General features: G+C 56.7%; 10 protein-coding genes. 5 read left to right on the top strand and 5 right to left on the bottom strand.

Annotated features, from left to right (window positions below):
- Positions 1-5: 5 nt before the first annotated feature.
- The 4 genes from ntrC to glnA form a co-directional block, all read right to left on the bottom strand.
- Positions 6-1,433 (bottom strand): nitrogen regulation protein NR(I), encoded by a 1,428-nt coding sequence (gene ntrC, locus HLUCCO03_RS03645; RefSeq protein WP_027830914.1) that lies wholly within the window; start codon positions 1,431-1,433, stop codon positions 6-8.
- Positions 1,430-2,512, bottom strand: coding sequence for a nitrogen regulation protein NR(II) (gene glnL / locus HLUCCO03_RS03640; RefSeq protein WP_027830915.1), 1,083 nt, complete (start codon positions 2,510-2,512; stop codon positions 1,430-1,432). Before glnL ends, ntrC begins: the two co-directional genes overlap by 4 nt.
- A 327-nt stretch (positions 2,513-2,839) precedes the next feature.
- Positions 2,840-3,370 (bottom strand): DUF4124 domain-containing protein, encoded by a 531-nt coding sequence (locus HLUCCO03_RS03635; protein WP_027830916.1) that lies wholly within the window; start codon positions 3,368-3,370, stop codon positions 2,840-2,842.
- A gap of 190 nt (positions 3,371-3,560) precedes the next feature.
- On the bottom strand, positions 3,561-4,964 hold the full coding sequence (gene glnA / locus HLUCCO03_RS03630; RefSeq protein ID WP_027830917.1) for a glutamate--ammonia ligase: 1,404 nt from the start codon (positions 4,962-4,964) through the stop codon (positions 3,561-3,563).
- Between the two features lie 448 nt (positions 4,965-5,412).
- Here glnA and typA point away from each other — a divergent pair, with 448 nt between their 5' ends.
- The 5 genes from typA to HLUCCO03_RS03605 all read left to right on the top strand — a co-directional run bounded on the left by typA (position 5,413) and on the right by HLUCCO03_RS03605 (position 11,305).
- Positions 5,413-7,224: a translational GTPase TypA gene (typA, locus tag HLUCCO03_RS03625; protein ID WP_027830918.1), complete on the top strand. Its 1,812-nt coding sequence runs from the start codon at positions 5,413-5,415 to the stop codon at positions 7,222-7,224.
- A gap of 97 nt (positions 7,225-7,321) precedes the next feature.
- Entirely contained in the window at positions 7,322-8,284 is a 963-nt protein-coding gene (gene pip, locus HLUCCO03_RS03620) for a prolyl aminopeptidase (protein WP_027830919.1), read from the top strand.
- Positions 8,285-8,388: 104 nt separating this feature from the next.
- Entirely contained in the window at positions 8,389-8,838 is a 450-nt protein-coding gene (gene dtd, locus HLUCCO03_RS03615; protein ID WP_027830920.1) for a D-aminoacyl-tRNA deacylase, read from the top strand.
- Positions 8,839-9,352: 514 nt separating this feature from the next.
- The gene (locus tag HLUCCO03_RS03610) at positions 9,353-10,345 is read left to right on the top strand and encodes a porin (RefSeq protein ID WP_027830921.1); all 993 of its coding nucleotides are present in this window, start codon (positions 9,353-9,355) and stop codon (positions 10,343-10,345) included.
- Between the two features lie 102 nt (positions 10,346-10,447).
- Complete coding sequence (locus tag HLUCCO03_RS03605; protein ID WP_027830922.1) at positions 10,448-11,305, top strand: CYTH domain-containing protein; 858 nt, start codon at positions 10,448-10,450, stop codon at positions 11,303-11,305.
- Positions 11,306-11,323: 18 nt separating this feature from the next.
- Here the strand turns inward: HLUCCO03_RS03605 and HLUCCO03_RS03600 are convergent, their stop codons facing one another.
- Entirely contained in the window at positions 11,324-12,499 is a 1,176-nt protein-coding gene (locus HLUCCO03_RS03600; protein WP_027830923.1) for a potassium channel family protein, read from the bottom strand.
- Between the last annotated feature and the right edge of the window lie 35 nt (positions 12,500-12,534).

Genomic DNA, 12,534 nt, shown 5'->3' with positions numbered 1-12,534 from the left:
TTTACTCACTCGTCCTCATGATCCGGATGATCCATCCCCAGCTCGTTGATCTTCCGGGTCAGAGTGTTCCTGCCCCAGCCCAGCAGGATTGAGGCATCCCGCCGGCGCCCGCCGGTGTGCTTCAGGGCGGTTTCGATCATGATGCGCTCGAACTCCGGCACGGCGGTATCGAGTATGCCCTTGCGGCCACGCTTGAGCTCCTGTTCAGCCCAGTTGCGCAGGCCTTCCTGCCAGGTCTGGCCTGTGGTCGGGGTTTCCGCCTGCTGCATCAGTTCCGTTGGCAGGTCGTCTATGTGAATCTCCCGGCCACTGGCCATCACCGTCAGCCAGCGGCAGGTGTTCTCCAGCTGGCGCACGTTACCCGGCCAGGGCAGGGTGGTGAGGTATTCTTCGGCTTCCGGGCGCAGCAATTTGGTTTCAACGGCCAGTTCCCGGGCTGCACGCTTGAGGAAATGTTCCATCAGGCGCGGGATGTCTTCCCGGCGTTCCGCCAGTTTTGGCAGATGCACGCGGATGACGTTCAGGCGGTGGAACAGGTCTTCCCGGAAGGTTCCGGCCTGGACGAGCTTTTCCAGGTCCTGGTGTGTGGCAGCGATGATGCGCACGTCCACCTTGATGGGCGTGGTGCCGCCGACCCGGTAGAACTCTCCATCCGCCAGTACCCGCAGCAGACGTGTCTGGGTGTCTGCGGGCATGTCGCCGATCTCGTCCAGAAACAGGGTGCCGCCGTTGGATTGTTCGAAACGGCCCTGCCTGGCCGCCGCCGCGCCGGTGAAGGCGCCTTTCTCATGGCCGAACAGCTCTGACTCGATCAGGTCCTTGGGGATGGCCGCCATGTTCAGTGCTATGAATGGCCGACTGGCCCGGGGACTGTGATTGTGCAGCGCCTGGGCTACCAGCTCTTTACCGGTACCACTCTCGCCGTTGATCAGTACGGTGATATTGGAGTGTGAGAGCCGACCGATGGCCCTGAACACTTCCTGCATCGCCGGAGCCTCACCAATGATTTCGGTATTTCGCTGGGAGCTTTCTGCCTGGGGTTCGGCCGTGGCCCGGCGCTCGTGGCTGTGGGCCACCGCCCGCTTTACCAGAGCGACGGCATCGTCCACGTCAAAAGGCTTGGGCAGGTATTCGAAGGCACCTGTCTGGTAGCTGGTTACCGCGCTTTCCAGGTCGGAATGGGCGGTCATGATGATCACCGGCAGGTCAGGATGCACCTCGACGATCTGGGATAGCAGGGTAATGCCGTCGACGCCGGGCATGCGGATATCGCTGATGATGGCGTCTGGCTGTTCATGCTCAAGGCGCATCATGATGCTTTCGCCGCTTTCAAACACCCGCGGTTGCATACCGGCCTGGTTCAGGGCGCGCTCCAGCACCCAGCGTATACTGCGGTCGTCGTCTATGATCCAGACGTTTGCCGGTTGGCTCATTGATTGTCCTCCAGGGGCAGGAAGATGATGAAGTCGGTTTTGCCGGGCTCGCTTTCACACTCAACCAGCCCGTGATGTTGCCCGATGATGCTTTGGGTGATGGACAGGCCAAGGCCCGTGCCACTGGCCCTGCCGCTGATCATCGGGTAGAAAACATTCTGCAGCAGCTCCGGCGGTATGCCGGGGCCGTTGTCGATCACGTCCACCCGGCAGACCAGACGGTGGCGTTTGTGGCCGATGGTAAACTGCCGCAGTGCGCGTGTGCGGAAGGTAATGGTTGGCTGCTCATTACCAGACTTTTCAGCCTGGTTTTCGAATGCGGCTTCCATGGCATTGCGGGCAATGTTCAGGAATGCCTGGATCAGCTGTTCCTTGTCACCCTGAAACTCCGGCAGGCTGGGGTCGTAGTCGCGACGGAAACTGAGCCGGCCGCGGCTTTCTGCCTCAAGCAGGGTCTTCACCCGTTCCAGCACTTCATGAATATTGGTGGACGCCAGTTTCGGTGCCTTGTTCGGGCCGAGCATCCGGTCTACCAGCGATCTGAGGCGATCGGCTTCTGCAATGATGACCTGGGTGTATTCCTTCTGGTCTTCGTTGTTCAGTTCCCGGTCCAGCAACTGGGCTGCGCCGCGGATTCCGCCCAGGGGGTTCTTGATCTCGTGGGCCATTCCCCGCACCAGTATCCTTGTGGTCTCCTGCTGGGAGATGATGTCTTCCTCCCGGCTGATACGCAGCAGCCGGTCCCGTGGCTGGATCTCGATCAGCAGTTCGGTGGGGTCCAGGCTGATCGGAGATACCGAGTAGTCAACGGTCAGCCGCACGCCGCTGGTGAGTACGAACTCTGCTTCCCGGCGGGTATACGACTGACCGTTTTCAGCAGCGGCATAAAGGGTTTTGAGGGCGTCTTCCGAGTCGATCAGGATGTCATTGATCGGGGCGCCCTGGCTTCGGGTCATGCTGGTTTCGAACAGGCTTTCGGCAGCGGGGTTCAGGTACTGGATCTGCAAGCCGTCCCTCAGCACAATCACTGCGGTTGTGAGGCTGTCCAGAATGCTCTTGTATCCGGCCGGTATTGCCATGCTTCCATCCCTATTGGTGGGCAACGCTGAGTACTCAGTCAGTTTTGCAAAAAGCGAACCACATTGAAGGATTGCGGTGCTGAAAATGCGCATTTTGCGGGCATCGTGGTTCTGAGCCCCGGGAACGCGCCGTTGTGTAGTGCATAAGTAGAATTGTGCCACGCAGAACAGCGGGTAAACGCCCTGCGAATGATCAGAGTATGGCTGCTTTGTGGTGCGCATGCACTAAAAGAGTGCGCGTTAGTGACGGGAATGAGCGTACCAGGACGGCACGGCCTGGGTATTCAGGGCATTTTTTTGGAGAACAGCGAGCCCCGAAAAGGTGCGTCAGTTGTTGACGCTGGGCCGGTGTACGGTAAACGAGATGGTGTCGCCACTTTTGATGGTGACACCATTGCCATCAATGATATTGACGCCGGCATCATGGGTGCCGCGATAGACGTTGCGTACCATAACGGTTCCCGATTCGCTCTGGCCGACAGGCTGGCCATCCAGGGTAATCTCGTATTTGTGATTATCCCGCAGCGAGGGTGAACTGGTCACCTGGAACTCCACGTCGCCACTGCCGCTGTGGAAAGCCTCATCGTTGTCAGGCGCAACGAAGGTAACGCTGTCGTAGGTTGCGCCCTGTTCTTCCACTTGTTCCCGGAGTTGCTCGGGCTCCTGAACAGACTCGAGTTTCGGCAAGGTAACCGTGGTTACCGGCTTGACCTTGATCTCTTCGGCTTCCGAACCTTCGGCGGGTTCATCGGTGTAGGTGACGTTGCCCTGGGCATCAACCTGACGGTACACCTCCGCAGAAACCGGGAAGGTGATAAAGGCGAGGATGCCAGCGACAAATGCGAGCCGTGATTTCATAGATACAACCTGTCTGTTGTTTTATCCGATTATCTGCGTCAGACCTGTGTATTTCAACGCCATTCCCGCCGTGCTTGGTTACATTCCGTTAAGGGGGAGGCGGTGGCGTGATTTGCGCCACAAAAAAGCCCTGCGCGGAGGCAGGGCTTCTCTGGCTGCAGTCACCCTGAGGTGACCTGGCAGACCATACTTAGCAAGAGTAGTACAGCTCGAACTCAACCGGGTGTGTGGTCATGTTCAGGCGCTCGACTTCTCCGCGCTTCAGGTCAATGTAACCGGCAATCATGTCTTCGGTGAACACGCCGCCACGGGTCAGGAACTCGTGGTCTGCTTCCAGGCAATCCAGGGCTTCCTGGAAAGTCTCTGCAACAGTCGGAATGTTCAGGGCTTCTTCCTTTGGCAGGTCGTACAGATCCTTGTCCATGGCATCGCCAGGGTGGATCTTGTTCTGGATGCCGTCCAGGCCAGCCATCATCAGCGCTGCGAACGCCAGGTACGGGTTGGCGGACGGATCAGGGAAACGAACCTCAATACGACGTGCCTTGGGGCTGTTCACGTAAGGGATACGGATCGAGGCAGAGCGGTTACGGGCCGAGTAGGCCAGCATGACCGGTGCTTCGAAGCCCGGAACCAGACGCTTGTAGCTGTTGGTGGACGAGTTGGTGAACGCGTTGATGGTCTTGGCGTGCTTGATGATGCCGCCAATATAGTGAATGGCCATCTCGCTCAGGCCGGCATAGCCGTCGCCTGCAAACAGGTTCTTGCCGTCCTTGTTCAGGGACATGTGCACGTGCATACCGGAGCCGTTGTCACCTACAACCGGCTTGGGCATGAAAGTAGCTGTCTTGCCGTAGGCGTGGGCTACGTTGTGGACACAGTACTTGAGGATCTGGACTTCATCGGCCTTGCGGGTCAGGGTGTTGGCGCCAACACCGATTTCGCACTGGCCGGCAGTACCCACTTCGTGGTGGTGTACTTCGATTTCCAGGCCCATGGACTCCATGGCAGCACACATGGCGCCACGCAGGTCATGCAGGCTGTCAACCGGGGGCACCGGGAAGTAGCCGCCTTTTACGCCTGGACGGTGACCGATGTTGTTGCGCTCGAAGTCTTCGCCGGATACCCAGGCGGCTTCTTCGGAGTACAGCTCGTACATCGCGCCCTGCATGTCGATCTTCCACTTGGCGGAATCGAATACAAAGAATTCCGGCTCAGGACCGAACAGCGCGCCATCGGCGATGCCGGTGGACTTCAGGTACTCTTCTGCGCGACGGGCAACAGAGCGGGGATCACGCTCGTAACCCTGCATGGTTGAAGGCTCAACGATGTCGCAGGTGATGTTAACAGTCGTTTCTTCGGTGAACGGGTCCAGAACGGATGTGGAGTCATCCGGCATCAGGATCATGTCGGATTCGTTGATGCCCTTCCAGCCTGCAATTGATGAGCCGTCGAACATCTTGCCGTCAGCGAAGAAGTCGTCGTCGATTTCGGACGTAGGCAGGGTAACGTGCTGCTCTTTACCGCGGCTGTCAGTGAATCGCAGGTCGACCCATTTGACTTCGTGTTCTTTGATCAGATCAATCGTCTTGGACATTATGCATGCTCCGTCAGTTATCCCGCTGCGCGGGCGATTTCTGTGTACATTATTGCCGGATCGTTCAGCGGTGCTGACACCCGATCTTTCTTTCAGGTTGGGCAGCTTAACAAAAGCTGTTGCCACTTACCTGCAAATTCGGCTGTCTGAGATAAAGCAATAGCCTTGCCAGTTTTCTTTGCATGCTCCACAAGGGCGCAATAACGGGGTTTTCGGGCTGTTTTGGCGCGATTGCAGCCATAACGCCGCCTGTTTCGCCCTGTTGTGGTGCATTAAAACGGTGCGTGTGCAGAAAAAATGCATTAATTTGGTGCGTTAGGGCAAAGCGCTCCCGTAGGCGTTTTTCTTCATATAAACGAAAAGGACTTTACTATATACTTCGCGCCACTTTATTTTCGCCCGGCGAATACCGCCAGGTCATTTCAGTGCATTCTGCAGGATTATAGTTGTGATTGATAAACTTCGTAATATCGCCATCATCGCCCACGTTGATCATGGCAAGACCACACTCGTGGACCAGCTGTTGCGCCAGTCCGGCACACTGGATCGCAAAGAGCTCGAAAGCGAGCGCGTCATGGATTCCAATGACCAGGAAAAGGAACGGGGCATCACCATCCTGGCCAAGAATACCGCACTGAAATGGCACGACTACGACATCAACATCGTTGACACCCCGGGGCACGCCGATTTCGGTGGCGAGGTTGAACGGGTCATGAGCATGGTTGACTGCGTGCTGCTGGTGGTTGATTCCATCGATGGCCCCATGCCGCAGACCCGGTTCGTCACCCAGAAGGCCTTCGATGCCGGCCTGCACCCCATTGTGGTGGTGAACAAGATTGACCGTCCCGGTGCGCGCCCGGACTGGGTAGTCGACCAGGTGTTTGACCTGTTCGATAACCTGGGTGCCAGCGATGAGCAGCTGGATTTTCCGATTGTTTACGCCAGTGCCCTGAACGGTATCGCCGGGATGGATCACGAAAAGCTGGACGACAATATGGATGCGGTTTTCCAGGCCATCGTGGACCACGTGCCGGCACCGAATGTCGATCGCGAAGGCCCGTTCCAGATGCAGATTTCCCAGCTGGACTACAACAGCTTCCTGGGTGTTATCGGCATCGGCCGCATCAGACGCGGCAAGATCAAGACCAACTCCCCGGTGACTGCTATTGGTGCCGACGGCAAGAAGCGCCAGGGCCGCATCCTCAAGATCATGGGCCACTCCGGCCTGCAGCGGGTGGAAGTTGACGAAGCCCAGGCGGGTGACATCATCTGTGTGAGCGGGATGGATGAGTTGTTCATCTCCGACACCCTGTGCGACCAGGCCAACGTGGAAGCGCTGCCCCCGCTGACGGTGGACGAGCCGACGGTTTCCATGACCTTCCAGGTAAATGACTCACCGTTCTGTGGCAAGGAAGGCAAGTTTGTCACCAGTCGCAACATCAAGGAGCGGCTGGAGAAAGAGCTGCTTCACAACGTTGCCCTGCGGGTTGAAGAAGGCGAATCAGCGGACAAGTTCAAGGTATCCGGCCGTGGTGAGCTGCACCTGTCGGTACTGATCGAGAACATGCGCCGGGAGAACTTCGAGCTGGCTGTGGGTCGTCCGGAAGTGGTTATCCGGGAAATTGACGGCGTGAAGCAGGAGCCCTACGAAAACGTCATCATCGACATCGAGGAACAGCATCAGGGTGCCCTGATGGATCAGATGGGCCTGCGTAAGGGCGACCTGACCAATATGGTGCCAGACGGAAAAGGGCGTATGCGCCTGGAGTACACCATTCCGGCCCGGGGCCTGATTGGTTTCCGTAACGCGTTCCTGACCATGACATCCGGCTCGGGCATCCTGACGTCCACCTTCAGCCATTACGGCCCGATCAAGAGTGGTGACATGACCAGCCGACAGAACGGAGTTCTGGTATCGATGGCAACCGGTACGGCCCTGACGTACTCTCTGGAAACCCTGCAGAGCCGGGGCAAGCTGTTCCTGGATCCGGGGCAGGAAGTGTATGAAGGCCAGCTGTGCGGCATTCACAGCCGTGATAACGACCTGGTGGTCAACCCCACCAAGGGCAAGAAGCTGGACAACATGCGTGCTTCCGGAAAGGAAGAAGTCATCGGCCTGGTGCCTCCCATCAAGTTCACTCTTGAGCAGGCGCTGGAGTTTATTGATGAGGACGAACTGGTGGAAGTGACCCCCAAGTCCATCCGTCTGCGCAAGAAGCTGCTTACTGAAAACGAGCGCAAGCGCGCCCACAAGAAGTAAGCTTCATCGCTTCAGCGGAAAAGGGGCAGACGTGATCTGTCCCTTTTTCGTTGACTTCAGCTAAACTCCGGTTACATCCCTTTTCCGGAGCGGTTTTATGCTCACCCTGTATCCCGACATCAAGCCGAATGCCCAGCACCGCCTTGCAGTGGATTCTCCTCACGAGCTCTATGTGGAGGAGAGCGGCAATCCCGATGGCATCCCTGTTCTCGTTGTTCATGGTGGCCCCGGAGGCGGATGCGAGGACTATTACCGTCGGTTTTTTGATGCCGAACGTTACCGGATTATTCTCGTGGACCAGCGCGGCGCCGGCCGCTCAACCCCTCTGGCTGAGCTCGACGGCAACACCACGCAAAAACTGGTGGAGGACATGGAAACAGTCCGCACTTTCCTGGGTGTCAGCCAGTGGATTCTGTTCGGGGGCAGCTGGGGGTCAACCCTGAGCCTGGTTTATACCCAGGCCCATCCGGACAGGGTGCTTGGACTGGTTCTCCGGGGCATATTCCTGTGCCGTCCCAGGGATATTCACTGGTTTTACCAGGAAGGCGCCAACCGTGTTTTTCCTGATTACTGGCAGGATTTTCTCGCCCCCATTCCTGAAAACGAGCGGGACGATCTTGTCTCTGCCTACTATCGCCGCCTTACCAGCACCAATGAGCTGGAACAGATCCAGGCTGCCAAAGCCTGGTCGATATGGGAGGGGCGTTGCGCCACCCTGCATCCGAATCCCCGGGTCGTTGAACATTTCGGCCACCCTCATGTGGCCATTGCGCTGGCCCGTATTGAATGCCACTACTTTATGAACAACGCCTTTCTTGAGGACAATCAGATCATTCGCGATGCCGGTTCCCTGAAAAACATTCCCGGAATCATCGTCCATGGCCGTTACGACATGGTGTGCCCTCTGGATAATGCCCTTGCCCTCAGCGAGGTCTGGCCGGGAGCGGATTTGCGAATCATTCGGGACGCCGGGCATTCTGCCTCCGAGCCGGCGATTATCGATGCGTTGATGCGCGGCGTTGATGAGGTGGTGGCAAAGCTTGAGGGCGATGCGGGTTAACTACCTCTCAAGCCGCCAAAAAATACCCCCGGAGTGGGGTTGCGGCCAGCTTGCTGCGTGGATAAACTCCCCCGGAACTTTTAGGTCCTTCCGCAGGGAGCTCAATGAAAGGGCTGATACAACGCGTCACTCACGCCAGCGTTACTGTTGATAACACGACTGTCGCCGAGATCAAAACGGGGCTTTTGCTGTTGCTTGGTATTGAAAAAGCCGATGACCTGGCAACGGCGAAAACGCTCTGTCGTAAAGTGATCAACTACCGGGTGTTTCCCGATGACCAGGGACGGATGAATCGCAGCCTGCTTGATACAGGCGGCTCTCTCCTCGTTGTTCCCCAGTTTACCCTCGCTGCTGATACCCGCTCGGGCACTCGCCCCGGATTTTCTGTTGCCGCACCACCAGAGCAGGCGGAATCTCTGTTTCGGGAGTTTGTGGCGGAGTCGGAGCAATACCTGGGCAAAGAATCCGTTGGCCGGGGGCAGTTCGGTGCCGACATGAAAGTGGCTCTGGTAAATGACGGGCCAGTAACGTTTCTGCTGGAGGTTGGGAGGTGAATCCGGCCCGGGTAGGTAGATGCACTGATCTGGCGCGCGTATCCGATGCGTGTCCTGCACTGGTGCGGCCTGCCTGCAGTGTAACGGTGTTGCCTGGTATTTTATCGCATCAGTTGATATATAAGATATTGAAAATAAGGGCTTAAGTGTATTGTGGCCCTGGTTTTGAAAGGTAGTCGTTTTGAGTGCGCACATGGATTGCACGCATAATCGCGAGGTTTGTTACGTCGAAACGAGCTAAAAATGTGCGATTAAAAATTTGCAAAAGTGTGTTCATTGTATTAAAACAGGTTCATCACTCAAAGCTTTAAGTTCAAGCCGTAAGTGATTGACGTGCAAAGACCCTGTTCGGTCTCTGGAAGAAAAAGAAAAACGAATTGTTAATGTTGTGTCATAAAACTGACATAACAAGTACACAGAATAGGGCTCAACCAGCCCGACTGGTGAAGTCTGAAGAACGGGAATCTAACCCGTCACGAAAAACCTGAGTTAACTCAATAAAGGAAGACGCAACATGAAAAAGACGCTCATCGCATCTGCTATTGCAGCCGCAACCTTCTCTGGCAGCGCGCTGGCACAAGAAAGCAACATGCCGACTGTATACGGCAACATCCAATATGCCATCGCCCACGACAACTTTGACGGCGGCCCCTCTTCTGTAGAGCATTTCGACAATGGCTCTACTCTGGGTGTGTCCCACGACCACGAAATCGCTCCGGGCATCACCGGTTTCTTCAAGGTTGAGCTTGAAGGCATCAATGCCGACGACAAGGCTGGAAGCAACGGTATCGATGCGCTGGACGAAGCCTACATCGGTGCCAAGGGCGACAGCTTTGGCCAGATCTGGATTGGCTCTGACGACTCCACTTACGAGCGTGCTGTTACCGAAATTTCCGAGCACTACGAAGTGGCTACGCTGAATCAGGGCGTTGACTACACCACCGGCGAAGGCGATCTGATCCAGTACATGTCTCCGTCTTTCGGCGGCCTGAGCCTGTGGGCTGCTGTTCAGTTCAACGGTGACGACGACACCAAGGGTGGCGACGACAAATCCTATCCGTACCAGCTGGCTGCTGTTTACGAGATGGACGCTCTGGAGCTGGCTGCAGCCGTTGACTCCAACGACACCAGCGATGGCAACAACGAAAATACTTACGGCCTGCGCGGTAGCTTCAACGCAGACAACCTGCGTGTAACTGGTGAGTTCCATACGCGTAAGGATTCCTCGGATACTTTTGGTGTTATCGGTTACTACACCCTGGGTGCAAACCAGTTCGCCCTCTCCTACGAGCTGACCCAGTTTGATGATGAGTCCAGCATGGGTGATGTCGATTCTGACACCATTACTCTGCAAGCTCTTCACAACGTCTCTGATCACATGTATGTCTACTTCGAAGGCTACCTGGGCGGCGGTGACGACGTGTATGAGTATGAAGACTCACTGGGTAACGATGCTGTTACTGACGAGCGTTCCATCGCCTCTGTCGGCGCTGTTTACTACTTCTGATCAGCTAACCAGCTAGTCACACAGTAGTTGAAAAACCGGTAGCCTTCGGGCTGCCGGTTTTTTTATGTATGCTGATACCACATTCCCATGTCAGGAGGGGCGATGGCCCAGGAACTGGAAATCAAGCTCAGCGTCGCGAAACCGGATCTCGACAGGGCAGTGGCCTGGTTATTGGGCCAGCCGAACACCCGTGAATCGGAAACCCTGCAACTGGGCAATACCTATTACGACACGCCTGCGGGCGACCTCAACCGGCAGAAAACAGCGCTGCGAATCCGCAAAATGGGCGACAGGTTCATCCAGACCCTGAAAACCCGTGGCGAATTCGTCGACGGCGCGCATCGCCGCCAGGAATGGGAGTGGCCCCTGATCGGAACAAAGCTCAAGATGGGGTTGCTTGCGGACACACCGGTGGGCCAGAGCGTGAACCTGGCCGAGCTGAAGCCTGTGTTCGAGACCAACTTTGAGCGTCGGGTGGTAATGATCGAGCAGGGAGCAAGCCTGATCGAGGTGGCGGTCGATTCCGGTGAGATCAAGGCCGGTGGCCAGTCCAGGCCGCTTAACGAGATTGAATTCGAGCTCAAGGCCGGTGATGCCTCAGCGTTACTTACCTGGGCCCGAAGGTTGGCGGAGGAAATACCGGTGTTCCTGAATCTGGTCAGCAAGGCAGAGCAGGGGTATTTCCTGGCCGGGCTTTATCAACCCATTGCGGGTGCAGGGGCGGGGTCGGAACTGACTGTCAATGATTTCCTGTTTTCGCTCAGTGTGTCTTGGCTGACCGGCCAGCCCGTCCATCTCGATGACGATGACCTCGGTGAAATTCGCCATCTGGCAGCCGAACGTGGTGTCGAATCACTTTATCAGCAAGTCACCGGGTCTCTTGCGCAAGGCATTGCAGTCAGCGACCTGGCTTCAGGCAAGGAGCTCGGGCAGCTTCAGTTGGCCATTGCCGCAGGCTGATACCGCGCATCTGGGCGATTACTGGTCTGCGGCTTTCGCTGCTATGGCCTCTTCCTCCGCGGCCTGGTCCTGCAACTCATGCCATTTTTTGATGAATTCGCGGTAGCGGGCCAAGGCTTCTTCCACTACGCCCACATCCGGCGTTTCACTGGACTTTACCAGCACGATCAGCCCTTTGCCTTCAATTTCCTGGTCGGTAGGCGGGTGGCAGACCACGTCGTCGTTCTCATCGATATAGGCCAGTGCCGTACCAATACCATGGCGGATAAGCGCGCTGACAATATCAGCCCAGGTCAGGTCGTCCAGTTCAATCTCGTAACGGTGCGGGTGGTCGTTCTGGTAGTTGAACAGATCCTCCAGAACTTTTTCCGAGCCCGGCGCCACCACCGAGCGCACCATGATTTCCGGATAGGTCCGCACCGGCCTGATGACAGTGCGGACCCCGACTGCGGTAAATCGGTCACGATTCTCATCCCGCACACATTCCACCGTGACTTTCTGGCCCAGGTTGGACTCGCTCAGCCGATGGGCGATATCAAAGGTCAGGCTGTCGGAGGACGGGTCAGCTTCGTCGGCAGCCAGAACGACGATGTGCCTGGCACTGCCGGCATGGACGGCTTTCAGGGCCTCCGGATCGCTGCCGGAACCATGAAAATGAACCAGGCCTTTGTCCGATAGTTCCGGCGGCAGCCCCATTGGAAACTGCCGGGTCAGTATCATGATGGGTACGGTTTCATAGCCCGGAACCGAGCGCACCTGGGAGGCAAAGCGGGCAAAATACTGTTCCCCCCCGGTCTGAGGAGTGTTGATGATGACAATGTGGTCTTTCATTGGGTAGATCCAGCGTCCGGTTAAGATGCGTTCCCGGCGGTAGAACCGGAATTCAATATAGTCACTGACAATAAGCGTTAACAGCGTAATGGCACCTATAAACATGGCCAGAACGGTGCTTATTCTGCCGATGGCCGTTTCCGGTGCAAAATCACCGTACCCCACCGTGACTAGAGTGGTCATGGTCAGCCACGCTGATTCAAACAGAGTCAGGTCCTCAGCTGCCCAGATAACCAGAACCTGGGCGATCAGCAGCCCCCCGAGAATGGTAAACAGACGCTTGATGCGGGACCGAATAATGCCGGACATCGGCAAGTGCGAGAGCTGATGCTCCGGGTTCAGCGGTCTGCGATTCCTCAGCATCGTTGTCCTTACAATGGTTCAGTCGGGGGAGAGTT

The organism is Marinobacter sp. HL-58 (assembly GCF_001314605.1).
Classification (GTDB): domain Bacteria; phylum Pseudomonadota; class Gammaproteobacteria; order Pseudomonadales; family Oleiphilaceae; genus Marinobacter.
The sequence above is the reverse complement of the archived record's forward strand: the minus strand, read 5'-3'. Positions and strand labels throughout refer to the sequence as shown.

Excerpts from the sequence above, each read along its gene's own strand:
- ntrC (WP_027830914.1), bottom strand. The coding sequence starts at position 1,433 with ATGAGCCAACCGGCAAACGTCTGGATCATAGACGACGACCGCAGTATA.
- glnL (WP_027830915.1), bottom strand. The coding sequence starts at position 2,512 with ATGGCAATACCGGCCGGATACAAGAGCATTCTGGACAGCCTCACAACC.
- HLUCCO03_RS03635 (WP_027830916.1), bottom strand. The coding sequence starts at position 3,370 with ATGAAATCACGGCTCGCATTTGTCGCTGGCATCCTCGCCTTTATCACC.
- glnA (WP_027830917.1), bottom strand. The coding sequence starts at position 4,964 with ATGTCCAAGACGATTGATCTGATCAAAGAACACGAAGTCAAATGGGTC.
- pip (WP_027830919.1), top strand. The coding sequence starts at position 7,322 with ATGCTCACCCTGTATCCCGACATCAAGCCGAATGCCCAGCACCGCCTT.
- dtd (WP_027830920.1), top strand. The coding sequence starts at position 8,389 with ATGAAAGGGCTGATACAACGCGTCACTCACGCCAGCGTTACTGTTGAT.
- HLUCCO03_RS03610 (WP_027830921.1), top strand. The coding sequence starts at position 9,353 with ATGAAAAAGACGCTCATCGCATCTGCTATTGCAGCCGCAACCTTCTCT.
- HLUCCO03_RS03605 (WP_027830922.1), top strand. The coding sequence starts at position 10,448 with ATGGCCCAGGAACTGGAAATCAAGCTCAGCGTCGCGAAACCGGATCTC.
- HLUCCO03_RS03600 (WP_027830923.1), bottom strand. The coding sequence starts at position 12,499 with ATGCTGAGGAATCGCAGACCGCTGAACCCGGAGCATCAGCTCTCGCAC.